The sequence below is a fragment of the Chrysosporum bergii ANA360D genome (genome assembly GCF_029891735.1).
GTDB lineage: Bacteria > Cyanobacteriota > Cyanobacteriia > Cyanobacteriales > Nostocaceae > Umezakia > Umezakia bergii.
This window is the reverse complement of sequence record NZ_JANQDH010000050.1, coordinates 43,326-68,704: the sequence shown is the minus strand read 5'-3', so window position 1 is coordinate 68,704 and position 25,379 is coordinate 43,326. Positions and strand designations below refer to the sequence as shown.

Sequence of the window (25,379 nt, the reverse complement as noted above, 5' to 3'; positions counted from 1 at the left end):
TATTTCTATGTGTTTGGTTTGATTCAATTTGTCGCTTTGCTACCGCGAAGCCCGCCCACTATTTGTGCTAGTTGTGTCACTTATTTCAGTACACAAATACTATAATATAGCGATCGCCTGTGCCAGTTGCGTAAGTCCTGTGAATTTTGGCACTTCTCAGACATCCTTGGAAGTGCGCCCGGTTGACTAGTGGAGAAAAATTGTAAAATATATAACTATAGTTTTTCTACCATATGGCGTTAACTGATACAAATGCTGCTGAATAATCGCTATCAAGTAATTCAAACTTTAGGTGCTGGTGGCTTTGGGCAAACCTTTCTGGCAGAAGATACCCAAATGCCTTCTAGTCGTCGCTGCGTAATTAAACAGCTACGACCAATAGAAAATAATCCCCAAATTTACCAACTGGTACAGCAACGCTTTCAAAGAGAAGCAGCAATTTTAGAAGATTTGGGTGGAAATAGTGACCAAATCCCCACATTGTATGCTTACTTTCAAGCAGAGGGACAATTTTATTTAGTACAAGAGTGGATTTCTGGCGACACCCTCACAGCCAAACTGCAAAAACAGGGGTTATGGCGGGAAAGTGCTGTGGCGGAAATGCTACTAAATTTGTTACCAGTGTTAGAATACATCCACTTCCGGCGCATTATTCACCGGGATATCAAACCAGATAATATTATTTTGCGTTATGGCGACGGTAAACCAGTATTAATTGATTTTGGCGCGGTGCGGGAATCTATGGCTACAGTGGTTAACTCCCAAGGTCATCCCACCAGTTCCATTGTCATCGGTACACCTGGATATATGGCCAGTGAACAGGCCGCGGGCAGACCAGTTTATTCTAGTGATTTATATAGTTTAGGTTTGACAGCAATTTATTTATTAACTGGCAAACAGCCCCAAGAGTTAGAGTTGGATTCTCGCAGCGGTGAAATTATCTGGTATCAACACGCTGTCAATATTAGCCCCACATTGGCAGAAGTGATAACCAGAGCTATTGCCTATCATCCCCGCGATCGCTTTGCCAGTGCTAGAGAAATGCTCTTAGCATTACAATTGGGGTCAAGTAGCATACCTCCCACAGTACCTTATCAACACCCCCTAGCAGCAAATGCGCCCCCATCTCAACCCACGGTTACAGTTAGTCCAGGGTCTACTTCTCCACCCCCCACTCAAGTCCCTGCACAGAGAGTTTTTCTGAGTAGTGTAATTGTGGGTGGTTTAATAGGTACTGCCATTATTATTGGTTTTGCCCTCAATCGACCACCTCAACCAGTTACCCAGTCAACGGGAACATTGACAGCACCAGATATTAACCAGGCTCAAGTACCCAGTACTACACCACCGGTCAATAGTCCATCTGAGCAGATTCCAGAACCAAGTCCCATTGCATCAAATCCAGTAACACCACCCAGTCAATGGGAACAGTCAACGGAAACATTGAAAGCACCAGATATTAACCAGGCTCAAGTACCCGGTACTACACCACCGGTCAATAGTCCATCTGAGGAGATTCCAGAACCAAGTCCCATTGCATCAAATCCAGTAACATCACCTTTCAATCCTGATCAACCGTCCTCTTCTCCTTCTGTGGTGGAGTCAGAAATACTTGGATCATCACCAACTGAAGCAGTGCAGAATTATTATGTCAATATTAATCAGGGTAAATATGAAACCGCCTGGAATCTATTAGCTCCCAGTCTGCAAAATAATCAACGCCTTCACCCAGAAGGTTATCTTTCTTATATCAACTGGTGGGGAGGGGAAGTTGACAGTGTGAGTGTTGAAGAAGTTAGTTTATTAGCAGCCAGTGGAAACACAGCCACCGTGAATGCTAAGTTTCAATACTTGATGAAGACTGGAAAACGAGTTGCTGGTTCTCTGCGTTTTTACCTTTTATGGGATGCCAGCAATAGCAGATGGGTGGTTAGTGAGGTGAAATAACCGATGTAATACCCGTCTCAGTATTTGATGTACATTTACAAAAGGCGATCGCTTGTAGACTTTCATGACCATAACACTGCTGAATAATCGCTATCAAGTAATTCAAACTTTAGGTGCTGGTGGCTTTGGGCAAACCTTTCTGGCAGAAGATACTTATATGCCTTCTCGCCGTCGCTGTGTAATCAAGCAACTCAAACCCATAGCCAATGACCAGAAAACCTACCAAATCATTCAACAGCGCTTTGAGAGGGAAGCGGCTACTTTAGAATATTTGGGTGATAGTAGTGACCAAATCCCCAAATTATATGCGTACTTTTGCGAGAATGGACTGTTTTACTTGGTTCAAGAATGGATTGAAGGGCAAACTTTAACCAATATTGTGGAAACCAAAAAACAGCAGGGGGAAACTGCCGTTAGGGAAATTCTATTTAGTTTGTTATCAGTATTAGATTATGTCCACAGTAAAGGTATTATTCACCGGGATATCAAACCAGATAATATTATTTTGCGCTCAAGTGATCATCAGCCATTTTTAATTGATTTCGGCGCTGTGAAAGAAACTATACGTTCAGTAGTTAGTTCCTCACCTCATCCCACGCGATCGCTTGTGATTGGTACACCGGGGTATATGCCCACTGAACAAGCTTTAGGACGACCGGTTTATGCCAGTGATATTTATAGCTTAGGCTTGACTACTGTTTATTTACTCACAGCAAAACACCCACCAGAATTACCAACACACCCGCAAACCGGGGAAATTCTCTGGGAAGAGTTCGCCCCCCATGTGTCGTCACATTTAGCCAAAGTAATTAATCAAGCCATTCAGCCCCACGTGAGCGATCGCTATAGTACCGCCAGTAAAATGCTATATGCTTTAAAATCTGGCCATGATATTACTTCCCATTCCCTGACTAAGCCTACAGTCAACCCAAGTCCTACCAATATTGCATCCACTCAGCATACCCAAGCAATATCTCCCGCGCCAACCATTCCTAGCCGAAAATCCCCAAATCCTGGTTTAATTATCAGCAGTTTAGTTTTAGGTGGCTTAATTGGTGGAGTGGTAATTTCTCGCCTCATTCCCCAACCACAGCAACAAGAAGCCATTACCAGTCTACCACAACCCACACCATTTTCTGATCCCGAAAATTTTAACAAACCAACCCCTGCGCCCCCATCCTCCCCCTCACCCTTAGATCAGCAAGTTATACAACCTCCTGTTACAGTACAACCCCTACAACCACAGCCAGAACCAACACCAACCCCAGAACCCCCACAACCAACACCAACCCCAGAACCCCCAGAACCAACCCCAACCCCAGATGTTCCTAGTAACACCAGAACTTTAAATGTGCCAGCATTTCCCACAGGAACTTCTCAAGATGCAGTTAAAGCAGCTTTAGGTAAACCCAGTAGAAATTCTCAAGGGTTGTGGAATACTCAGGCTTTTCTGTATCAGTTAGAAGATCAAGTTGACCTTGGTTACTTATTTGACCGAAAAACCGGAGTATTACGCCAAACTGAAGTAGCTTTTGCCCCATCTGTTGATCCAGAAGTAATGCAAAGAACATTAAAAGGAATGCTTGCTGGTAATGTTAATAGTGAAATTAAGCAGGGACTGGAAAAAGTACGCGATCGCCAAACTCAGCGATACTCCTTTAATGTGGGTAAATTAAAAGGTGTCATTGAACGCAATCAACAGGATCGGATTTATATTGGTATCTGGGATGCTGATTTACACTAAAAAAAGCCTGCTCATGCAGGCTTGTTCTAAAACTCCGTCAAATTAAAGTTTGTGGAAGCTAACTTGACTACTTAACAGTTACCTTACCACCAGCTTCCTCGATGCGCTTCTTAGCATCTTCAGCAGCATCTTTGGGCAGAGCCTCTTTGACAGCTTTAGGCGCAGATTCCACCAAGTCTTTCGCTTCTTTGAGACCTAAACCGGTCAATTCCCGGACGATCTTCAGTACAGCAATCTTCTTATCAGCTGGTACTGATTCCAGCACCACATCAAACTCGGTTTGTTCCTCCACAGGTTCAGCCGCAGCCGCAGCACCAGCACCAGGAGCCATCATCATCATTCCCCCAGCAGGTGCAGCAGCACTCACACCAAAGGCTTCTTCAATTTGCTTGACTAACTCAGATGCTTCTAGCAAAGTCAGAGTTTTTAATTGTTCGAGAATTTGATCAGTTGCAGCAGACATTGATATAACTCCTGTAATCTAAATTTTGTTGTTGCTGACCCCAAGCTTTCATAGGGAAATTAAACTTGGGAAATTTTGGTGTAGTCTAGGGACGCTTATTCAGCCGCACCCTCGGTACTAGCGCCTTGGTCTTTATCTTTATCAGCCACAGCTTGCAAAGCACGAGCCAAGGAACTGGGAACTTCGTTGACACCAACAGCCACTTTAGTAGCTAAGGCGTTGATAGCTCCTGCAATTTGCGCCATCAGTTGCTCCTTAGATGGCAAGTCTCCTAAAGCCTTGACATCAGATTCTTTCAACAGGCGACCTTCCATAACGCCACCACGAAGTTCTGTCTTCTTGGTCGCCTTCTGAAACTCTTGATAAGCCTTAATTGCAGATGAAAAATCCTCTGGAACTAGCAAAAAAGCAGAAGAACCTTTGAGAAATTCCCCAAGTGGTTCCCAGTTTTTGTCACCATCAATGGCGATGCCCATAAAGGTATTTTTAGTCACCTTACAAACAGTACCACTGGGACGGAGACGCTTGCGTAAGTCGGTGATTTGAGCAACTGTTAGCCCCTGGTAATCAATTACCAGTGTTAAAGTTGACTTACTTAGACTTGCTTTGAGATCCGCAACAATCTCTTTTTTGTTTTCTAGCGTTCTACCCATGTTTAGTTTTACTTTTGATAAATTACCCCAGCGAAAACAATTAACCCCAGCTGCTTTAGCCGGGGCGGTTGAGGAAAACCCATCACACCTGATTGGTCACACCTAGATGGGTGATAATTCAGGTAATTTGAGCTTTAACCTCGGCAGGATATTTAAGCCTATAGCCCCTGCTGTCTCCGGCTTTGCTTATTTAGTTTGTTTTGGGGGGGTAGGTAATTGAGTTCAAGAAAACCTCTTTCTTCTCCGTTACCAATTAAGCCGCTTCGGTCATTTTTAAATCCCGTAGAGCGTTGATATCAACTTTAATTGACGGTCCCATAGTGGAGGCTACATAAATTGTCCGCCAATAACGACCCTTGGCTCCTGATGGACGGTTTCGGTCAATAGTTTCTTGCAACGCCTTCAAGTTTACCAATAAATCATCCGGGGAGAAAGAAGCCTTCCCAAACATAACATGAACAATGCCCGTCTTATCTGCCCGGAACTCCAATTTACCAGCTTTGAATTCCGCGATCGCACTTGCCAGGTCAAAGGTCACCGTTCCACCCTTAGGGGACGGCATCAAACCCCGTGGACCTAGTAATTTACCCAGCTTTGCCACTTGTGGCATCACATCTGGTGTAGCAATGAGCTTGTCGAAATCCATCATACCTTGTTGAATTTCGCTAATTAGCTCCTCCGATCCGACTATATCAGCACCCGCATTGCTCGCCTCTGCAACTTTTTCACCTCTGGTGATGACTGCTACCCGGACAGTTTGCCCAGTACCCTTGGGCAGTGTAACTGTTGTCCGCAATTGTTGGTCTGTGTATTTGGGATCAATGCCCAATCTGATATGAGCTTCTGCTGCTTCAGCAAACTTAGCTGTTGCTGTTTCCTTCAGCAGACTTAAAGCCTCTATGGGGGCATATTCCCGATCTTCTACCTTTTCTAGCAGCGCCCGCATCCGGCGCGATATTTTTTTTCCCATTTTTTTCTCCTGGGGTAATTACGAGACTTAATCTCTCCCCCCATCAAGTGATTACAGTAAATATCTTAAGAGTTGAGAGTTTTACTCACTCCCCTGATTTCCGGTTTTGACTAATCTAACACTGTTACGCCCATATTTTTGGCAGTACCTGCCACAATCTTCATCGCCGCTTCTATATCATTGGCATTGAGATCAGGCATTTTGGTTTTGGCGATTTCTTGCAATTGAGCCTTGGTAATTGACCCAACCGTTTTTTTGTTGGGTTCATTGGAGCCTCTTTCTATTTTCGCTGCTTTGCGAATTAGTACAGATGCTGGCGGCGTTTTGAGGACAAATGTAAAACTTCTGTCTTCAAACACCGATATTTCTACAGGTATCACCATTCCAGCTTGGTCTGCTGTTTTGGCATTGTACTCTTTGCAGAACATCATAATATTAACACCATGTTGACCCAATGCGGGACCCACTGGTGGTGCTGGGTTGGCTTTTCCAGCATTCAGGGCCAGTTTAATGACCGCCACTACTTTCTTCGCCATTTGTGTTAGCTCTGTTTTTGTACCTGACTAAATTCTAACTCTACTGGTGTATCTCGCCCAAAAATCGAGAGCAAGGCCTTTAACTTACTTCGCTCTGGGCTGACTTCAATTACCTCGCCTTCAAAGTCTTTAAAAGGACCGGAAAGCACGACTATCTTATCACCAGTAGCCATATCAACCTTGATAATCGGCTCCTGTGCGCTAGTCTGTCTAAAAATCCGTTCTACTTCTGAATGACCTAAAGGTACTGGTTTTACGTGACCACGGCTTTTAGCACCACCGCGTTTTTGTTCTGCTCCCACAAAATTAATCACGTGGGTTGTGTTTCGCACCACTTGCCATGTATCATCTTCCATAACCATTCTCACCAGCACATAACCGGGAAAAACTTTTTCCTCCGTGTGCTGACGACTGCCATCTTTACGGATTTTTACTGCAGGCGTGTGGGGAATTTCCACTTGAATAATCTTATCAGCTACGTCAAAAGTTTGGATACGTTGCTCCAAATTTGTTTTTACGCGCTTTTCGCAGCCTGATGCCACTTGCACTGCATACCAGCGTGCTTTAGGCGCTGTTTCCGCTGTTTGCTCAGGCTGCTGGGCTGAATTGTATGGTTCGTCTGTTGCAGAAGTCATCAGAATACCTGTTGTGCTACCCAACCGAACAATCCATCGACCAAGTATATCAAAGATGCAGAGAGTGTAACCATTAATAGCACACCCGCCGATTCACTCACCAGTTGCTTGCGACTAGGCCAGACTACTTTTTCCAGTTCTTCTTTTGTACCTTGATAGAAGTTGACCAAGCTAAACCCACTAGTGTTTCCTGGCATTTCTACTTCATTCTTTTTGCCCATTGTCCTTTAACCTCCCGTTTGTCATAGCAGCTTTACCGTTCACGGTAACACCTCTATTCCCTCAAAAATATGGGTAATTACTTTTTTATCCTTCAGGATCTATGGGAGTAGAAATTCGGTAACAGTTTTCTATCTACTGTTTTAACTCCATTATACTCACTGGAAGCAAAAGACCCGCCAACTGTTAAGTAATACTAAAGTTGTTTAGCCCGAAACCATTAGTAATCACTGCCATATTAACAGGTGTACTTTTGTTTCGGGCTATATTTTTTGCTTTCAAGCGCGCCCTGGAGGACTTGAACCCCCGACATCAGGTTTTGGAGACCTGCGTTCTACCAACTGAACTAAGAGCGCACAGGGTGCGTTGGATTCAGTTATTGCGCTGAACCTTTTTTTAGTATAGCGCAATTTTCGCTTTTGATCATACCTTATTTTTGTCGGAGGATCAAATTTAGGGGTAAATGCCGCTTGCCAGTATAAATTTCTCCCATACTTTGAGCCGAAATTTACAAAGAACGGTCAAACCGTTGCTTAATCCGGGTGGCTTTACCCACACGTTGGCGCAGGTAATATAGTTTAGCACGGCGGACCTTACCTCGACGAATGATTTTAATATTGTCGATGCGGGGAGAATGTAATAAAAATACCCGTTCCACGCCAATGCCTTGAAATACGCGGCGGACTGTAATAGTTTCGTTAATGCCTCCATTACGTTTGGCGATGACTACGCCTTCGTAGGGCTGTACGCGAAACTTTTGCCCTTCCTGAATTTTAACTCCCACCTTGACGGTATCGCCCACATAAATGATGGGCAGGTCAGATTTGAGTTGTTCCTCCTCAATGGAGCGAATAATCTCTTGAGCGCTCATGGCTTTACTGCTTTAAAAACTCACAATCATTAATGATAAATCGATCATCCCATTTCAGTCTACTGGTTTAGATCAAAATTTGGCTAGTTTGTCCGATTACAATAGACAAAAACTTGTGTTACAGGCATCAAATAATGAAATTTAGCATCGTTATCACTACCTATAACCGTTTAAACTTGCTAAAACGGGCCATTGACTCTGCTCTTAACCAAACCATACCTTGTGAAGTAGTTATTGCCGATGACTGTTCATCTGATCAAACTGAAGCGTACATCAACAGCTTGGGTAATTCTGTTGTTTATCATCGCCATCAGGTTAACAAAGGTCATGCAGCCACGGTCAACACTGGAGTAGAAAAGGCAAGCGGTGACTGGATTAAGTTTTTGGATGATGATGACTACCTAGCCCCTAATTGTATAGCAGAAATGACCAAAGCGATCGCCTTGTGTCCCGGTGCTGTCATATGTTCTTGTATAGCAGCCCAGGTTGATAGTAGTGAAACTGAACTAAGTCGAACTCCACAAATAGGCCCCGGTTTAGCTTTTTATATCCCACAAGCTGACATTCACTACGGTATGCTCCTAGATATGCTTCCCTTTGGTACACCTGTTCAGGTAGCTTGCAGCCGGGCTGCATTTTGCCAAACCGATGGTTGGGACTCACAACTGGACGCTAACTGTGATGACATTGACTCTTGGCTTCGCATAGCTCAGTTTGGTGATGCAGTTTTTTTAAATCAGTGTTTAGCCTACCGTACTGTTTGGCCGGGCGCTTATAATCAAAAATTTTCTTTGTCCCGGCGCTTAGAAACCAATATTTTAATTAAAGAAAAAATCTATGGTTTAGTTGACGAACAACACCGCCCTCATCTGCCCAACTTCGAGAATATCAGAAATTACCTGAAACTACATTGGGCTATAGTCGCCCTCAAGCAAAGAAACTGGCAAAGTTTGCGATTGATATTAGATAAAACAGTATTTTCCTTGACTTCTTGGCGAATTTTATGGACAACTTTTTTATCACGTCGCTCTCGTTATCAGGACTCTCGTCTACGTAAGTTGGTTTTACCAGTTTAAGGAACAGGAAACAGACAATAGGTAACAACTAATCCAAAATCCAAAATCCAAAATCCAAAATCCCAATCAATTGAGATCATTTCGACCTATTGTTGGCAATTGAATCATCTCAGAAAAACGAGAATACTTAACCTCATCGGTAGGAGGATAATCTGCCGACACAGCAATTAACCCAATTTTAATATCATCGAAATAAATCAAACCTCCCATACGCCCTTCCGCTTGGAATGGCCCATGAAATAAACCATATTCTGGAATGTAAATCAGCAAAAAGCGAGTGATATTGACTGGCCTACCAAACATTTGGTGACAAGTTTTCTGGAGGATAGCATTTAGGTATTCATTATAACTAGGCTTACCCATTTGAGTAAATTCTCGATGATCGGCAAAATGATCCATATAAAATGACCAGATATGGGAGAAGTCCCCTTCGTGAGTTAGTTTTTGCTTGAGTTCTTGCAATCGTTCAATTTTCATGGTGTCAATATTGATGAGAGGATATGGGAAAGCCCTAGTTAGGGGGTCACAGGGGCTATGAATCAATTTTAGATTTTAAATTTGGGATTAATCAATTTTAGATTTTGGATTTTAGATTAGTTCTTCCCTGTTCCCCACCGCCAATCATGGAGAATAGTATAAAAACAGGGGATAATAAACAACGTCAGCAATGTAGCCATAGACAAACCCGAAAACACTACCACCCCCAATGGTTGGAGAAATTCCGAACCTGCACCAATTCCTAAAGCTAAGGGAAACATCCCTAATACTGTGGTAATAGTAGTCATTAACACTGGACGTAAGCGTTGGGGTGCAGCTTGTAAAATAGCGGTTTTGCGGTCAACCTTCTGACTATGGACAATTTGATTTGCTAATTCAACCATAATGATAGCATTGTTAACAACAATACCCACCAACAACACCGCCCCTACAATTACCGTTGCACCGATAGCGGTGTTAGTAATGTAAAGCCCAAAAATCCCCCCGGCTAAAGCTAGAGGAATTGTCAACATAATTACTAAAGGGTCAATCAGTGAATTGTACTGCACTGCCATGACCACAAAAACTAAAAAACTAGCTAATCCCCCCAATATTTTTAAAGAGTTTTGTAGTTCCTGATTAGATGAAGCCGTGGTACTAGGTAGCACACTCACACCAGGGGGCAAGTTTATACTATTGATAATTTTATTTACCTCTGTAAAAGCATCACTGAGACTAGCTCCTGCTGTTAAATCACCCGCAAGTATAACAACCTGACGTTGATTAATGCGCTGAATTTCTCCCGGAGCTTGGTCTGTGGTAATGGTAGCTACATCACTTAAACGCACCTGGCGATTGTTGTTCACAAATAACGGCAATCTTGCCAATTGAGAAACGCTTTGCAGCGATGTTTCATTTAACTGCACTCTGACATCAACTAAACGGTTACTGCGTTGTATTTGGGTGGGTATAGTACCTTGTATAGCTGTCTGAATTGTATCGCCAATATCTTTAGTATTTAAGCCAAAATTTGCCACTCGCTCCCAGTCGGGTCTAATTTGCAGTTCCGGTTGACGGTCATCAGCTTCCGGGCGAAATCTTACCAGATTGGCTTGTTGTTCCAAAGCTGTTAACACTTCTACACCAGCTTGTTGTAAGCTGTCTGTATCATTGCCCTGAAGGATGATATCAACATCAGCACCCCGGGCGGGAGAGTTGCTGAGAATTAAACCCCGCACCTGACCAGGTAACAGACGTAGGCGAATTCCCACTAAGTTAAGCTGGTTCAATTCTTGGGTAACTCTTTCTATGTAAGTTTCTACATTAGTTCCTGGTTGCAGGGTAATGGTACTAGTACCTCTGAGGGGATTAGCAATGACATTTGTGCCAAAAAGTGCGCCCCCCGCAGTAGAAAAAACATATTCAGTTTCCGGCTGGTTGAGAAGTATTTCATCCACCATGGCCATAACTTTTTGGTTTGTTTCTAGAGGTGTACCGGGGGGAAACTGAGCAGATAATCTGGCTTGTCCAGTACTAATTCTAGGCAAGATTTCTTGAGGAATTTGGGGAGCCATCCACAAACTACCACCGCCAAGTAAAATAATAGCGATCGCCACCGTTAAAAATCGCCACCGTAACACAATAGCCAAACAACGGCTGTAGGTATTTGTGGCTGCATTAAACCGACGGTTAAATGCTTGTAACAGCCAAAACCTACTCAACCCCGTAGAAAATTTCCATGCCAAAGTCCGGGAAGTAAGCATGGGCACAACGGTAAGAGCGATGACAATGGAAGCTGTGACAGAAAAAGTAATAGTCAGAATTAGCTCATTAAACAATAGTGAAATAAAGCCGCCAATGAGCAAAAATGGGATTACTGCCACTAAATTAGTGCTAGTAGAAGCAATTAAAGCTGATTCCACTTCTTGACTACTTTTTTCAGCTTGTTGAATCAGTTGTTTGCTATTGAGGCTAGTTTTGTTATTTTTCCCTGGAGTTATACCCGCACCCTCGGCAATGTTTTCTAACATGACGATGGAGTTATCCACCACAATACCCACCCCTAAAGCTAAACCCCCTAAGCTGAATATATTTAGAGACAAGCCAAACATTCCCATCAAAATAATGGCAGTTAAACTGGCTAATGGAATAGCAATAATAATAATCAAGGTTTGTCGCACAGAACCCAGAAATAATAAAACCGCAACAGCAGCTAGTCCTGTTCCAATTAACCCAGAGGTAGTAACATTAGCAATGGAATTGCGGATAAACCGCGACTCATCTAGTGTTGGTGTCAGTATTGTTCCTTCAGGAACTACACCAGACCCTTGTAATTGTACCAGACGTTTTTTCACATCATCCACAACCTTAACTGTGTTAGCATCCGGCTGTTTTTGAATACTGACTTTGACTGCTGCTTCCCCATTCAGTAAAACATAAATACGCTGTCTTTCCGATCCATCAATAACTTCAGCAAAATCTCGCAAATAAACCCGGCGATTAGGGTTTGGGGTTTGGCTGTTGGAAACCGGGAAAGAAGTAACTTCAAAAGACAGATTTTTAATTTCATCAGCATTTTGGAAACGTCCCACCGTCCTAGTTAATGGTTCCAAGTTTGACCCTAAAAGCCGACCACCAGAAACATCTTGATTGCGGTCTCTTAGTTCATCCAGGACATCAGTTATACTCAAACCCAATGCTTGTAAACGATCTAAATCTAAATTCACCCTAACTTCTTCTTTTACTCCTCCTGATACCTCCACCCCCGCCACACCGGAAACAACATTTAGTTCTCTGGCTAGTTCTTCTTCCGCAAAAACACGTAAATCAAGGCTGTCTAAAGAAGGTGAAGTTAACGCAAATTCGTAAACCGGCAACTGGGAAGGATCAAATTTAAATAGCCGGGGTGTTTCAATAGCATCTGGTAAATTATTTCTTACTCTATTCAAAGATGCTGAAGCATCGTTTAAGGCTTGGTCAATGTTTCCCCCCGGTGCAAAATAAAGATCCAAACTTATCTGGCCTTCACGAGTTTGAGAAAAAATCTGTAGCACCCCTTCAGTGGCGGAAAAAGCTGATTCTAATGGTCTTGTGATTTCATCAATAGCTACTTCTGGAGAAATTCCCGGTGCGTCTATCCGCACACCAATTCGGGGATAAGTAATTGATGGTAGTAAATCTACAGGTATTTTGAAAATAAAAAATATACCCATTACCAACACTGCCAAAGTTAGCATCAGTGTGCCGATGTGTCGGCGGATGGAAATGGTGGTAATACTAAATCCTTCGCCCTGTTGTGTTTGCTGCATCTATTAGTTATTTTTAGTTATTTTTAGTTATTTTTAGTTAATGTTAGTCTGGTTTCTACGGACCGGGAGCGACTGTCAGACTACTCCGGTAGCAAGTTGCAGTGAACCGCCAAGAATCACCGACCTTCTAGGTTTGTGGGTATGCCAACAACGCTAATCACTAATTTTTTCTGATAAAGCCGAAAGAACTACAGAATCACCATCTTTTAATAATCTACTACTACGGACTACATAGGCTTCCCCAGCTTGCAAGCCAGAGACAATTTCTACTTTACCGTCAGCTTTGTTACCTAAAGTGACCACACGGGCTGTCACCCTGATTTTACCTTCTGTATCTGTAACTATGAAAACTTTACCACTATTATTTTCTGACTCAGTGTTAGTTGCCGTGCTGTCGGCCAAATTATCGTGATTGTCTGGTGCTTTTTGAATCGCTGTTTGGGGTACTATGACTCGCTGTGATGTTTGGATTTCAAATTTAACTCTGGCTAACAGTCCACTACCTATTTTGTTGTCGTTATTGGGAATTACTATTTCTACCGGAATTAAGCGGGCGATGGCATCAGCAGCTGGTGAAATCCGTGTGACTCTGCCAATTAATGATTCATTGGGGAAAGCATCTAAGGTAACTTGTACAGACTGTCCTACTTGAATTTGAGACAGTTCCAATTCCGAAACCTGCACTAATACTTTGATGCGGCTAAAGTCGGCAATTTGCAATACTTCGTTACCAGGTTGCAGGAGATTACCCGGTTCCGTAACTCTTTGTGTAATGACACCAGTAATGGGGGAGATTAAGCGAGCGTAGGATCTGCGTTCTTGAAATTGAGCTACTAGCGCTTGTTGAGCTACTACTCTACCTTGGGCAGAGGCTACCACCTGCTGTTCTGTACGCACTCGTTCTTCCGATGCTCGGAGTGACTGGGCTGCTGTTTTTGCCCTTGTGCGTGCTTGTTCTGCCGTTTGTTGGGGGATGGCTCCCACCTTGACAAGTTCTTGTAGCCGTTTTGAGTCTGCCTGGGCTTGGATTAATTCTAGTCGCGCTCTTTCAACTTCTGCGCGGGCATTACTGACTTGAGTTTCTGCCCTAGTTACTTCTGACTTCAGCGCTGCTAGTTCCGCCTCTGACTGTTTTAATGATTTTAATAACAGGGCATCATCTAACAGTCCGACTTTTTGCCCTTTGTTCACTTTGTCACCCACATCTAAGTTTAAAGCCAATAACCTCGCTTCTACTTGCGATCGCAGGGATACAGTACGATATGGCGTAGTGTTCCCGGTGTAGGTTGGTTGCAATCGCAATAAACCAGTGCGGGCGATGGCTGCATCTACTGCTGTTGCTTTCTCCCCCCGTGCTTTTTTACCGCGTTGCTGAGATTGGGCTTGAGCAGATTCTTTGGGTATTGATCCACAACTTGCAGTTAGTAAACCAATACCAAGTAAAGACGTAATAAATAGTATAGGTATAGATAGAGAACGATTAGCTGTTGCTGTTGTTTGTAATTGGCAATTAATTACCTGATTTAAGCAGCCATTATAGCTTGGTAATTGTGCTTGTTTATTAGGCGTTTTTTTCTCCAAAATCATTTATTATGCTCCTAATAGGAAGTTATTGGTGGTAAATTCCAGAGTATTCTATTACTAATTTATGGTAGTTTCTTCGGCCTTTTTATTGATTAGATTTCTCGATAAAATATTTACCATTCACTATGCAACAAGTAAATATTTTCTGAACATTTACTAAAATCAAATCTTTGTATAGTTAGCTACTTTCTCTAGTTTTACTCACGGTAGAATATAAAACAAGTATTGGCAGGTAAAAATTATTCTTACATAAATGTACATATTTCAGATAACATTAAGATTTATAACTAAACATTGTGTTTTGTTTCGAGGTATTATAGAGATAACTGTAATTTTTGCTCAGGCGAGGAAGATAAAAAGTGACACCACAGCTACAACTTGCACAAACCCTTGATGAGTCCCAGATTGCCGAATTTTTCAGAGCATCAGTTGGTGACTGGAGTTCTGAAAGACGCTACTACACTTTGCCAGAGGGTGAAACAAAAGAGATGGAAAGTTTGATCACCATCCGGTTTTTAGAATCAAGATGTGATGAATTGCAAAATCTAAGTCAGATGCACCATTTACCGGATTCAGTGAGTTTAGTCTGTGGCGCACAAGTCACCTGGGACAGTAAAGATGTGGTCAAGGGGAAAAAACAGTCTCAAGGTTCCACATTATTCGGGGTTTTAGGAAATACCTTATATCGCGATCGCGGTTTTGCCACATCCAAACCAGTCACCGCCAGATATTACTTCTCCCACAGTCAAACCCTATGTTTGCGAACTGAGTACAACGGTTCAGTATTTGAGGAAGAGTTAAAATTGATTGGTAGTAAATATCGCACCAGACAGACAATTATTTCTCGTGCTGGCGAGCAGTTGATGATTGGTCAATATTTGGAAAAAAGAATTTTAGTTGTATGACTCTCAGCCCATCTCACCCCTATCTTTCGCCAGAAGAATACCTAGAAAATGAAAAGTCCAGCCCGATTAAACATGAATATATCCAGGGGCAGATTTACGCAATGGTAGGGGCTAGTGATACCCATGTCACAATTACTGCTAACTTAGTTACCCTGCTGAGAAATCACATTCGCGGGAGCGGGTGTCGTGTTTACGTTGCTGATATGAAAGCACGCATTGAATCTCTAGATACTTTTTACTATCCTGATGTGATGGTAACTTGCGACCAACGAGATACCAAATTTGAATATTTCAAACGCTATCCCAGTTTAATCATTGAAGTTATATCACCCTCCACTGAAGCATTAGACAGGGGTGATAAGTTCATTGACTATCAAGAATTAGAAACATTACAAGAATATGTTTTAATCAGTCAAAACCGTCGCCGTGTTGATTGTTTTAGGCGTAATCCAGAGCGCAGATGGGAGCTTTACAGTTATGGAGAAAATCAAGAAGTACACTTTACCAGCCTGAATTTCTCCTGTTCCATCTCTGACATTTATGAAGATGTCGTTTTTCCCAAAACTCTGAACGGGACTTAGGCAAAAACACAAATAAAATAACCCAAACATACAGTATCAAAAACTTAATAATGAGTTCCGGTTTTGCGTTGATGTACTGCTGTCACACCATCCGACTTTAATACTTTACCACCGTCCACAGTTGCATAAACCAGCCAGTGATCACCAGATTCCATTCGAGTTTGAACAGAACATTCTAAATATGCTAAAGCATCTGTGAGAACAAAAGCGCCATTGGCAGCCGATTCAATGCTAACATTGGCAAATCGATCCTCTCCAGGGGCAAAAGGTTTGAGAAAGTGTTTCATTAAGCCGATGTGAGCCCCTTCCTTGAGGATATTGAGGACAAATTTATTACCTGAGTGCATGAGCATTTCCAAAGCGCGGTCCTTAGCCACCGCTATAGTTAAACCAGGTGGGTTAAAACTGGCCTGGGAAACCCAAGAAGCTAACATGGCGCTGGATATGTCCCCTTCCTTGGCTGTGACTACACACAGAGAACCAACAATACGACCAACTGCTTGTTCTACATTTGTAGCAGGAAGGCTAGGGACACGGACTTTTTTAGCTTTTCTCAGTGCTTGGGCAAAGTCAGTTCCGGCTTCTTCACACATTTGTAAAGTGACATCGTTAGGCTTGAACTTAACTCTAATAGCATCAAACCCGAATCTATAGCCAGCGTCTTTAAGTTTGTTTTCTATTAAATCAACCGCTTCTCCACTCCAGCCAAAGGAACCAAACACACCTGCAAGTTGATTACTACTGGCGGTAGAAAGGACTATTCCCAGTGCTGTTTGTACTGGAGTCGGGGCGTGACCGCCAAGGGTGGGTGAACCGATAATAAATCCAGCAGATTTTTCCACCGCTGCGCGAATTTCTTCTGGTTCTGTAAATTCACAGTTAATTGATTCTACTGCTACCCCTGCTTTAGTGATACCGTGAGCGATCGCCTGTGCTAGAGTAGCCGTGTTGCCATAAGCCGAAGCATAAATCAAAGCCACTGTCAAATCAGATGCACCAGAAGAAATCCATTGGTAATAAGCCTGGGTGAGTTCCATTAAACCATACCGGACTATAGGCCCATGTCCCGTGGCATACATCCTCATAGGTAAATCGGCGATTTTATCTAGTGCTGTTTCTATTTGACGCGAGTGGGGAGCCATGACACAATCAAAGTAATAGCGTCGGTCTTCGTTAATGCTTTGCCATCCCTCATCAAATACTTGGTCGCCACAAATATGCGCACCAAACAGCTTATCTGAGTAGAGAATTTCTGTTTGTGGGTCGTAGGTACAAAGCAAGTCTGGATAACGTGGGTTAGGAGTAGGAATAAACTGTAACTCATGGCCTTGACCTAAATCCAGAGTTTCTTCCCCCCGCATCACCATAATTGGTAAATCTTCTGTTTCTAAAGTAGTGCGTAAATTTTTCGCCCCGGGATTAGAACCAACAAAAGTTATTTGCGGATACCTTTCCCACAAAGCTTTGATAGTAGCAGCGCGGTTAGGATTGACGTGACCCAGAATTAAATAATCAATAGTTTTTAAGTTAATACGTTGCTGCAAAGCCCCTAAATAAATTTCAGTAAATGTTTCCCCAGGGGGATCAATCACAGCAATTTTATCAGCTTGAATTATATAAGAATTTGCAGTTGTCCCTTTAGCCAGAGCATACTCAACTTCAAATCTCAGTCTAGACCAACTACGCGATCGCACCACTGTAGTATGTGTAGCAACAGGAAGAATTTGAACATCCCGGGGTTTATTTATTGACATAGCCTTGTTCCTTTATGTCTTATAATGCTTATCCCCCCCTGCAAGCGGAGGGGGCTAGGAGTGGGGTGTCATAGCAAACCCCACACACTCCCTTAATAATGGTTACCGACCTTACGATGATGGACAGCCGTGAGGGAATCTGGTTTAGAAACTCGTCCTTCGTAAACATTGCTATACACCACCCAATGATCGCCGCAATCCATCCTACTAATAACCTCACATTCTATGTAGGCCAAAGCATCGGTGAGGATGGGAGCGCCATTTTGGGCTGGTTGAGTTTTCACACCTTGAAACCGGTCAGCACCAGGGGCGAACCGCTTTAAAAAGTGTCTCATCAGTTTTTGGTAATTACCTTCTTCTAACACATTCAACACAAAACGATCGCCCACCTGCATCAGTGATTCAATAGCCCGGTCCTTAGCCACCGCTATAGACAACCCCAGGGGTTTAAGGCTCGCTTGAGAAACCCAAGAAGCTAACATAGCACTGGAAACCTCGCCTTTTTTGGCAGTAATAATATATAGTCCGCCACTGATTCTCCCTAATGCTTTATCTAGGTCCGCACCAAGGGATTTCATAGCCTTGATATTGCGATCGCGTGTTACCCATTGTCCCAAATCTGTGCCGGCTTCCTCACAAAGTTGGTAAGTATTTTCCGTTGGGTTTTGTTTAATGCGAATCGCCGGTAAAACCGTCATTAATCCCAAGTTACGGAATTTATTGAGTAGGGTGTCTATAGGTTCGTCATCTCCACCACCTGTTTCAAATATACCTATAGCTTGTTTTTCTTTGACAGATCCTAAAATCGTGCTGAGTGCTGCTTGAATATTGCCATTACTGCTCACAGGAGGCGTACCAACCACAATTCCTGTACAACGGCTGACTAATTCCCGCAGTTCTTGTAAATCTACCCCAGCGCCTAAGTCTACCATTTCCACTGCTACATCAGTTTTACCGATACCCTTGGCAATTGCTTGGGCTAGTCCATCCCCATAACCATATTCCGAAACATAAAATATCCCCACAGAGTTTTCCGGCTTCGTTTGGCTTTGACTCCAAGTGCAGTAACGTTTAGTTAATTCCTCCACATGATAGGATAACAACGGTCCATGACCAGTGGCGATCATATTGATGGTTTTCAGTTCAGCCATGCGCTTCAGTGCGGACAAAACCGATCTGGCATTGGGACCCATTAAGCAGTCGTAGTAATATTTAAAATCCGCTTCTATTTTGGCTAAATCTTCGTCAAAAGTGCTATCCGAGCAATAATGCAGCCCAAAAGCATCACAAGTGTAAAGAATTTTGGTCTGATGATCAAAACTAAATATGGTATCCGGCCAATGTAAATTAGGGGCAATGACAAATTCCAACTCGTGACCGTTACCCAAATCCAGGCGATCGCCATTTTTAACTATTTGCCGATTGAATGGCTGATGTACTAAACTTTCTAGAAATTGGATTGCCACTTTAGAAGCCACCACTGTAATTTCAGGAGCCATTTGCAGCAAGTCTTTGACTAAGCCGCTATGATCAGGCTCTGTGTGGCTAACAATCAAGTAATCAATTTCTTGGGGGTTGATTAACCCTGCCAGAGTATCAAAATATAACTGGCGAAACTTGGCGTGAGAAGTGTCAACTAAAGCAGTTTGCTCACCGCGAATCAGAAAAGAATTATAAGTGGTACCGTTTTGCAGCCCAAATTCTATATCAAAGCGATCGCGATCCCAGTCTAAAGAACGAATTGCCGTAGTTTCTTGAGCAATTTTCACAGTCTCTATGGTCAGCCGTTTTGCTGTTTTTTCCCCCAGTGCTACCATAGCTGGCCTCCTTGACACAATGAGTATTTTTTCCTCTGCTCTTATTGTGACACGTCTTCATCCTTAAGTTTGATCAGAAAAAATTATCCTGTACCTAAAAGATTAAAACTGTGAAACCACAGAGACACAGAAGACACCGAGACAGTCCTTGGTTAGCTTTGGAAATTGGTAACTCCCGGCTGCACTGGGGGTTATTTAGAGGTAAAAACCTTGACTCCACTTGGGATAGTGACCATTTTCCGGATTCAACCACACAGCAACTAGCTAAATGTCAAAACATCCAGGATTTACCATCTAAATTTTTTCCTCCCGGTGTCAGCAAAGAAATAAGCAAAAAAAAATTTCCTCATACCCCCATTTTTTTAGCCTCTGTTGTTCCTCAGCAAACGGAACTTTGGCAAACTCATCCTCATGTGCGTGTGATTACCTTAGAACACATCCCCCTATTGAATATGTATCCAACCTTGGGAATTGACCGGGCCCTGGCCTTGTGCGGGGCTGGAAAAAAATGGGGCTTTCCTATGCTGGTAATTGATGCTGGTACTGCACTCACTTTTACAGGTGCAGATACTCATCACTGTTTAGTTGGCGGCGCAATTCTCCCAGGACTGGGTTTACAATTTACCACTCTCAATGAAAAAACCGGACAGTTACCCCAGATAAAAACACCAACAATGTCATTACCTCCACGCTTTGCCATGAATACACAAGACGCGATTAAAAGTGGCATTATTTACACCTTATTAGCCAGTATCAAAGACTTTACTACCGCTTGGTGGCAGTTATATCCTAAAACTTTAATTGTCATTAAAGGGGGCGATGCCATGTTATTATTACACCTTCTCCAACTTCAGTTTCCTGAAATTGCGTCCGGTTTAATTGTTGAACCCAATTTAACCTTTTGGGGAATAGCAGAAATAGTTAGTTTAATTGATCATCCCCAGTGCCATTATAAATATAAAAAATAGCAATCTTGTAGTGTAGGCATCTTGCCAGCTACTGTATCAAATTTCGGCAAAATTACCTATAACTACCACTAAAAATATTCCCCAGGGAAAAACCACAATTAACCGCTCCAAAAATTAGAATTAGCCATGATAAAATTCTGAATATCTCTAGCCACAATTCCAGCACAAACACCAGGTAAATCATTACCAGCGTGGGCAATAATTTTTAACTCCACTTGAGGTAGTAGTTTAGTATAAGTTTGACTTTTAACCACAGCATCTAATAAGTCTTGACCCCCTTGCAAAATTAAAACTGGAACCTGCATCAAAGGCAATTTTTCATGCAGTAATTCTGCTTCAATTTCTGAATTCCGCCTTTGGAATAGTAATTGACAAGCTGTGGGATTTTCTAACAACTTCTGACGCAGACTAAAATTTTGGTCAATTTTGTCCTTCCAGCCAGGAATTTTCTTTAAAAGTGGAAATAACTTGAAAACTTGCCATAGTATTGGTGGACTGCTGATTAATTTTCGCATTTTCCGCACATATTTTTCCTGTCCTTCTGTACCAACACCTTCTGGGGCTAGTAAAACTAAACCACTAACTTGGTTTGGATGTTTTAAAGCATAGCTAGCCGCAATCCAACCGCCCAGAGAATAGCCTACTAAGTATACTTTCTCCAATCGTACAGCTTTAAGAAACTCAGCAATACACTCTACCTGTAAATCAACCGAGTAATGAACATCAGCATTTTCTGACTCACCAAACCCCAATAAATCTGGTGATAAGCAATGGAAATTATCAGATAATGAATCAATCACTGATACCCACTGACTGCTATCATTCCAAGCACCATGTAAAAAAACTATAGGAATCCCTGCGCCAGCTTCGCGCCAAAATATCAGCCCTTGGGAGAGTTTCCTCCGGGAATTACGGAATAGGGTATCCATTTTAATTTAATGTTAAACCTCAAATCTAAATTAGTTTTACGCCAGTGTGGTTAAGCCATTTAAGTAGTCTTGTAGCTGTCGAGTGTGGTCATGAGACATTTTTCCTGGAGGTAACGAGTCAAGGGTAAAAGCTTGTATTTCCATAACTTCTAAGCCGTCTTGAATTTCCATTTGTCCCTCAACTTGTGCTTCCACCACAACACAAATTGAATGAATACGAGGATCACGGTCAGGAGAAGAGTATACTCCTACCAAACGAGTAATTTTCACCAACTCCAGCCCAGTTTCTTCCGTCAATTCTCGGTCAACTGTTTGAGCAATGTCTTCTCCCCAGTCCACCATACCCCCTGGTAATGACCAGCAGCCATCATCCCGCCGCTTAATCAATACAATTCGCCCATCCGGTAAAATGGGAATAATACTAGCACCAGTAATGGGATGACGGAAAATTATACCCAGTACTGTTTGTCCTACACGCCATAAGTTACGTGTGGACTCCGCAACTGTGGCAAAAAAAGCGATAATATTCAAACTTAGCTTGTGTGTGGGTGTTGTGTCTTGTAATTTCCCATCACTTAGATAAAAACCATCTTTGTAGGTTGGATTTTTTTTTAACACAAATATACTTGTACTTGAAGATAGATTATTAATCAATGACTTTCGTATAGTATATCAATGTTCCTATGGGTTGCCAAGAAATTTTGGTTTCTTTAGATGCTTTTTTATACTAAATTATACTGAAACACTATTTTCATATTTTCCACACAGCCAACCAAATCTGGTCTAGGGATGGAATGAAGTAACGCTCAATCAGCAGCACCTTGGGAATGGATTAAGAATTTTGACTGGTGTTGACAGAAATCAATTAAATATGGTAGACTAGCATACTGTTAAATATCTAGACTACTAAAACTAGGCCAAAAGTATATCAATGACATAAGTAACTGATATGGTTTACGTGATTCCTAGTTGCAGTTTTTTTGTTGTTTATTAAATGAGGTGAACATGGCCAAGCGCCGTAACCCGAAAAAAGAAAAGGCGCTACGGAACCAGGCTTATGCCAGAAAGTTTCGTAAACGAACTACCACAGGAAGAATGCAGAGAAGGTTCCAACAAAGATCGCCGAAGAGTGAAGAAGAAGAAGACACAACAACAGCAGCTGATACTGAATAAGCCCTCTGTTGAAATCGCTGTTCTTTATGTTTTTCAACTTCAGGGTGTATGATGTGTGGGTGCCCTGATTTAGTGGTGATGATTATGAAAGGAAATAAGGCAGATCAATAACCATCTCCCTATTTCCTTCTCACATTTTTTATTCCCTCATTTGATCGCGGGCTGCACCAATCGCCTGATTCACCTGTGCAAAACCTGTTCCACCGTAACTGTTCCGCGCTGCTACAACTTGACGGGGTGAAATAGCTGTGTAGATATCTTCGGCAAATGCTGGGTGCAGTTGTTGCCACTCTTCTAAAGTTAAATCTTTTAACAACTTACCTGCGGCAATACTAGTTTTTACTACTTTACCTACCAGATTATAAGCTTCTCGGAAGGGTACACCCTTACCTGCTAAATAATCTGCTACATCGGTAGCATTAGAGAAATCCTCATCCACGGCCGCTGCTAAACGCTGGGTGCGAAATTCTAAGCCCTCCCGCAATAATATTGTCATCGCCTGTAGACAGCCTTTGATGGTGTTAACGCCATCAAATAAACCTTCTTTATCTTCTTGCAGGTCTTTGTTATATGCCAGGGGTAGCCCTTTCATAATTACCAGCATTGCTTGCAGATGACCAAACACCCGCCCAGTTTTACCCCGGACTAATTCTGGTACATCTGGGTTTTTCTTTTGCGGCATAATACTGGAACCTGTGGCACAGTTGTCTTTAAGAGTGACAAAACCAAACTCCTCCGATGACCAGAGGATGATTTCCTCCGCAAGACGGCTGAGATGAACCATGATTAAGCTCCCAGCACAAAGAAACTCAATTATAAAGTCGCGATCGCTTACCCCATCCAAACTATTAGCATAAATGTGATCAAACTTCAACAGTTCAGCTGTGTAATGTCTGTCAATGGGGAAAGTTGTACCCGCCAATGCACCACATCCCAGGGGGGAAATATTCACCCGTGGAGTTATATCTCTCAGACGTTCCCAGTCTCGTTGCACCATGTGGAAATAGGCTAACAAGTGATGAGCTAAACTCAATGGTTGGGCCCGTTGTAGGTGAGTGTAACCAGGAATTAAAGTTTCAACGTGCTGTTCGGCTATATCCAGCAATACATTTTGAAATTCACGCAATTGGCCGCGGATCGCTGTAATTTGGTCGCGGAGATAAAGTCGTGTATCAGTGCCTACTTGATCATTGCGCGATCGCGCAGTATGGAGTTTTTTCCCCACGTCACCAACAATTTCTATTAAACGCCGTTCCACCGCAAAATGTACATCCTCCGCATCAATCCCCGGCTGGAATTTCCCCTGGCGGTATTCTTGGCGAATTTGTTCTAAACCTGCCACCAGGTGTTCACCCTCAGATGGAGAAATAATACCTGTGTGAGCAAGCATCTTAGCATGAGCTTGAGATCCAGTCAAGTCGTATTCGATTAACTCAATATCGAAACTGATACTAGCGTTAAAACCAGCGATCGCGGGATGCAATGCTGACTCAAATCGTTGACTCCAAGTTTTTTCTTTGCTCATAGACGATTAGGAGAATGGGGAGTAGTTGTTTAAGAATACCAGAGGAATTTATCACTATTTCCGATATTTTGTCCCCATTCTTTGTCCCTATTCACTGCCTAAATTAACCGTAACTTGTAAGACTCCGGAAAATATAACCCATGATCAAACCAATCAAAAGTGCCCACACTTGTCCTGTTTGTACAAAATTATTCCAAGCTTGTTGCATCTGACCTAAAACATCTGGGTCTTTAATAATTTGCGCTAACATCATCAAATTGATCGGCAGATGCCAAACTAACTGAGATATCGTATCACTGAAATAGTTCATGGCCTGGTAATATATGGGTGAACAGCCGCAAGTTTTCCTTGGTAGCGAGTTTAGGAATTTTAACCCACAAACACCGACTACCCATAAAAATCTTACGATAGCTTGACAGGTCAACTCAAATTGTACTATATCACACCCGTAATTTCTCGGCTGTTCGCAAAATTTGCCCCGCCAAAACAGCAGCACCAAACCCATTATCAATATTCACCACACCTACACCAGCAGCACAGGAGTTGAGCATTGTTAACAGAGGGGCCAACCCGCTAAAACTCGCGCCATAACCAATACTAGTAGGAACAGCAATAACAGGACAATCTGCCAAACCCGCGACCACACTGGGTAAAGCACCTTCCATTCCAGCGACGACAATCAGAACCGACGATGATTCAATCACGTGGCGATTACTCAGCAAGCGATGAATCCCCGCCACACCCACATCCCAAAGACGCTGGACACGAAAGCCAGACAACTCTGCTGTCACAGCAGCTTCCTCAGCCACAGCCAGGTCAGCAGTACCCGCGGAGAGAATACCAATTAATCCGCCAATTTTTGGTTCCATCCCGGCGGGATTAATAGCACAAATTCGCGCTAGTTCGTAATACTGCAAATCCTTAATTTTCAGTTGCAATGCAGTGTAAACTGCTGGTTCGATGCGGGTTGCCATTACTACCGGGTTACGGAGGCGCATCACCTCCATAATTTGAGCAATTTGTTCGGGAGTTTTACCCGGACCCCAAATTACTTCAGGAAAACCAGTTCTAAGTTGACGATGGTGGTCAATTTTAGCAAACTCCCCCACAGATTCATAAGTTAAATCCTTAAGAGAATCTAGGGCTTCATCAGGGGTAAGTTTACCACTGGCGACTGATTGAATGAGCGATCGCAAAATTTCTGGGTGAGTCACGGTAATTTGTTTATAGGGTTATAGAATCAA

The 25,379-nt window shown here is 42.7% G+C and carries 24 protein-coding genes, 1 tRNA gene and 1 other annotated feature; of the genes, 7 read left to right on the top strand and 18 right to left on the bottom strand.

Going from position 1 to position 25,379, the window contains the following annotated elements; genetic code table 11:
* Nucleotides 1-246 precede the first annotated feature (246 nt).
* Nucleotides 247-1,947, top strand: a complete 1,701-nt coding sequence (locus tag NWP17_RS08095) for a serine/threonine protein kinase (protein ID WP_280654404.1) — start codon at nucleotides 247-249, stop codon at nucleotides 1,945-1,947.
* A 64-nt stretch (nucleotides 1,948-2,011) separates the two neighbouring features.
* Nucleotides 2,012-3,691, top strand: coding sequence for a protein kinase domain-containing protein (locus tag NWP17_RS08090; RefSeq protein WP_280654399.1), 1,680 nt, complete (start codon nucleotides 2,012-2,014; stop codon nucleotides 3,689-3,691).
* Between the two features lie 67 nt (nucleotides 3,692-3,758).
* Here the strand turns inward: NWP17_RS08090 and rplL are convergent, their stop codons facing one another.
* The 8 genes from rplL to rplS form a co-directional block, all read right to left on the bottom strand.
* Nucleotides 3,759-4,154, bottom strand: coding sequence for a 50S ribosomal protein L7/L12 (gene rplL / locus NWP17_RS08085; RefSeq protein WP_280654398.1), 396 nt, complete (start codon nucleotides 4,152-4,154; stop codon nucleotides 3,759-3,761).
* Nucleotides 4,155-4,249: 95 nt separating this feature from the next.
* A complete protein-coding gene (gene rplJ / locus NWP17_RS08080) occupies nucleotides 4,250-4,807 on the bottom strand; it encodes a 50S ribosomal protein L10 (protein WP_280654397.1) in 558 nt (185 codons plus the stop codon).
* A gap of 29 nt (nucleotides 4,808-4,836) precedes the next feature.
* Nucleotides 4,837-5,005 (bottom strand) — a sequence feature (ribosomal protein L10 leader region).
* A 55-nt stretch (nucleotides 5,006-5,060) separates the two neighbouring features.
* Nucleotides 5,061-5,777, bottom strand: a complete 717-nt coding sequence (gene rplA / locus NWP17_RS08075) for a 50S ribosomal protein L1 (protein WP_280654396.1) — start codon at nucleotides 5,775-5,777, stop codon at nucleotides 5,061-5,063.
* 110 nt (nucleotides 5,778-5,887) lie between these two features.
* On the bottom strand, nucleotides 5,888-6,313 hold the full coding sequence (rplK, locus tag NWP17_RS08070; protein WP_280654395.1) for a 50S ribosomal protein L11: 426 nt from the start codon (nucleotides 6,311-6,313) through the stop codon (nucleotides 5,888-5,890).
* 5 nt (nucleotides 6,314-6,318) lie between these two features.
* Nucleotides 6,319-6,948, bottom strand: a complete 630-nt coding sequence (gene nusG / locus NWP17_RS08065; protein WP_280654394.1) for a transcription termination/antitermination protein NusG — start codon at nucleotides 6,946-6,948, stop codon at nucleotides 6,319-6,321.
* On the bottom strand, nucleotides 6,948-7,169 hold the full coding sequence (gene secE / locus NWP17_RS08060) for a preprotein translocase subunit SecE (RefSeq protein ID WP_280654393.1): 222 nt from the start codon (nucleotides 7,167-7,169) through the stop codon (nucleotides 6,948-6,950). The genes nusG and secE overlap by 1 nt, the downstream gene beginning before the upstream one ends.
* Before the next feature lie 281 nt (nucleotides 7,170-7,450).
* Nucleotides 7,451-7,523, bottom strand: a tRNA-Trp gene (locus tag NWP17_RS08055).
* Between the two features lie 152 nt (nucleotides 7,524-7,675).
* Entirely contained in the window at nucleotides 7,676-8,038 is a 363-nt protein-coding gene (rplS, locus tag NWP17_RS08050; protein WP_280654392.1) for a 50S ribosomal protein L19, read from the bottom strand.
* 134 nt (nucleotides 8,039-8,172) lie between these two features.
* Here rplS and NWP17_RS08045 point away from each other — a divergent pair, with 134 nt between their 5' ends.
* On the top strand, nucleotides 8,173-9,114 hold the full coding sequence (locus NWP17_RS08045) for a glycosyltransferase family 2 protein (protein WP_280654391.1): 942 nt from the start codon (nucleotides 8,173-8,175) through the stop codon (nucleotides 9,112-9,114).
* A gap of 66 nt (nucleotides 9,115-9,180) precedes the next feature.
* Here the strand turns inward: NWP17_RS08045 and NWP17_RS08040 are convergent, their stop codons facing one another.
* The 3 genes from NWP17_RS08040 to NWP17_RS08030 form a co-directional block, all read right to left on the bottom strand.
* Nucleotides 9,181-9,591: a hypothetical protein gene (locus NWP17_RS08040; RefSeq protein ID WP_280654390.1), complete on the bottom strand. Its 411-nt coding sequence runs from the start codon at nucleotides 9,589-9,591 to the stop codon at nucleotides 9,181-9,183.
* A 116-nt stretch (nucleotides 9,592-9,707) separates the two neighbouring features.
* The gene (locus NWP17_RS08035) at nucleotides 9,708-12,899 is read right to left on the bottom strand and encodes an efflux RND transporter permease subunit (RefSeq protein ID WP_280654389.1); all 3,192 of its coding nucleotides are present in this window, start codon (nucleotides 12,897-12,899) and stop codon (nucleotides 9,708-9,710) included.
* 153 nt (nucleotides 12,900-13,052) lie between these two features.
* Nucleotides 13,053-14,486 (bottom strand): efflux RND transporter periplasmic adaptor subunit, encoded by a 1,434-nt coding sequence (locus NWP17_RS08030; protein ID WP_280654388.1) that lies wholly within the window; start codon nucleotides 14,484-14,486, stop codon nucleotides 13,053-13,055.
* Between the two features lie 356 nt (nucleotides 14,487-14,842).
* Here NWP17_RS08030 and NWP17_RS08025 point away from each other — a divergent pair, with 356 nt between their 5' ends.
* Both NWP17_RS08025 and NWP17_RS08020 read left to right on the top strand, forming a co-directional pair.
* Entirely contained in the window at nucleotides 14,843-15,388 is a 546-nt protein-coding gene (locus NWP17_RS08025) for a phycobiliprotein lyase (protein WP_280654387.1), read from the top strand.
* Nucleotides 15,385-15,969, top strand: coding sequence for a Uma2 family endonuclease (locus tag NWP17_RS08020; RefSeq protein WP_280654386.1), 585 nt, complete (start codon nucleotides 15,385-15,387; stop codon nucleotides 15,967-15,969). The genes NWP17_RS08025 and NWP17_RS08020 overlap by 4 nt, the downstream gene beginning before the upstream one ends.
* A gap of 44 nt (nucleotides 15,970-16,013) precedes the next feature.
* Here the strand turns inward: NWP17_RS08020 and NWP17_RS08015 are convergent, their stop codons facing one another.
* Together NWP17_RS08015 and NWP17_RS08010 are read right to left on the bottom strand one after the other, a co-directional pair.
* A complete protein-coding gene (locus tag NWP17_RS08015) occupies nucleotides 16,014-17,723 on the bottom strand; it encodes a diflavin flavoprotein (protein WP_280654385.1) in 1,710 nt (569 codons plus the stop codon).
* 92 nt (nucleotides 17,724-17,815) lie between these two features.
* On the bottom strand, nucleotides 17,816-19,540 hold the full coding sequence (locus NWP17_RS08010) for a diflavin flavoprotein (protein ID WP_280654384.1): 1,725 nt from the start codon (nucleotides 19,538-19,540) through the stop codon (nucleotides 17,816-17,818).
* Between the two features lie 110 nt (nucleotides 19,541-19,650).
* Here NWP17_RS08010 and NWP17_RS08005 point away from each other — a divergent pair, with 110 nt between their 5' ends.
* Nucleotides 19,651-20,508, top strand: coding sequence for a pantothenate kinase (locus NWP17_RS08005; RefSeq protein ID WP_280654383.1), 858 nt, complete (start codon nucleotides 19,651-19,653; stop codon nucleotides 20,506-20,508).
* A gap of 98 nt (nucleotides 20,509-20,606) precedes the next feature.
* On the opposite strand, the gene NWP17_RS08000 is transcribed toward NWP17_RS08005, so the two are convergent.
* Both NWP17_RS08000 and NWP17_RS07995 read right to left on the bottom strand, forming a co-directional pair.
* A complete protein-coding gene (locus tag NWP17_RS08000; protein WP_280654382.1) occupies nucleotides 20,607-21,437 on the bottom strand; it encodes an alpha/beta fold hydrolase in 831 nt (276 codons plus the stop codon).
* Between the two features lie 36 nt (nucleotides 21,438-21,473).
* Entirely contained in the window at nucleotides 21,474-21,968 is a 495-nt protein-coding gene (locus tag NWP17_RS07995) for an NUDIX hydrolase (protein ID WP_280654403.1), read from the bottom strand.
* 474 nt (nucleotides 21,969-22,442) lie between these two features.
* Between NWP17_RS07995 and NWP17_RS07990 the strand changes: the two genes are divergently transcribed.
* Entirely contained in the window at nucleotides 22,443-22,610 is a 168-nt protein-coding gene (locus tag NWP17_RS07990; RefSeq protein WP_280654381.1) for a hypothetical protein, read from the top strand.
* 139 nt (nucleotides 22,611-22,749) lie between these two features.
* Here the strand turns inward: NWP17_RS07990 and argH are convergent, their stop codons facing one another.
* From argH to larB, 3 genes are all read right to left on the bottom strand, one after another.
* Nucleotides 22,750-24,135: an argininosuccinate lyase gene (gene argH / locus NWP17_RS07985; RefSeq protein WP_280654380.1), complete on the bottom strand. Its 1,386-nt coding sequence runs from the start codon at nucleotides 24,133-24,135 to the stop codon at nucleotides 22,750-22,752.
* 103 nt (nucleotides 24,136-24,238) lie between these two features.
* Nucleotides 24,239-24,445, bottom strand: coding sequence for a hypothetical protein (locus NWP17_RS07980; RefSeq protein WP_280654379.1), 207 nt, complete (start codon nucleotides 24,443-24,445; stop codon nucleotides 24,239-24,241).
* Nucleotides 24,446-24,575: 130 nt separating this feature from the next.
* Nucleotides 24,576-25,349, bottom strand: coding sequence for a nickel pincer cofactor biosynthesis protein LarB (gene larB / locus NWP17_RS07975; RefSeq protein ID WP_280654378.1), 774 nt, complete (start codon nucleotides 25,347-25,349; stop codon nucleotides 24,576-24,578).
* Nucleotides 25,350-25,379: the final 30 nt, after the last annotated feature.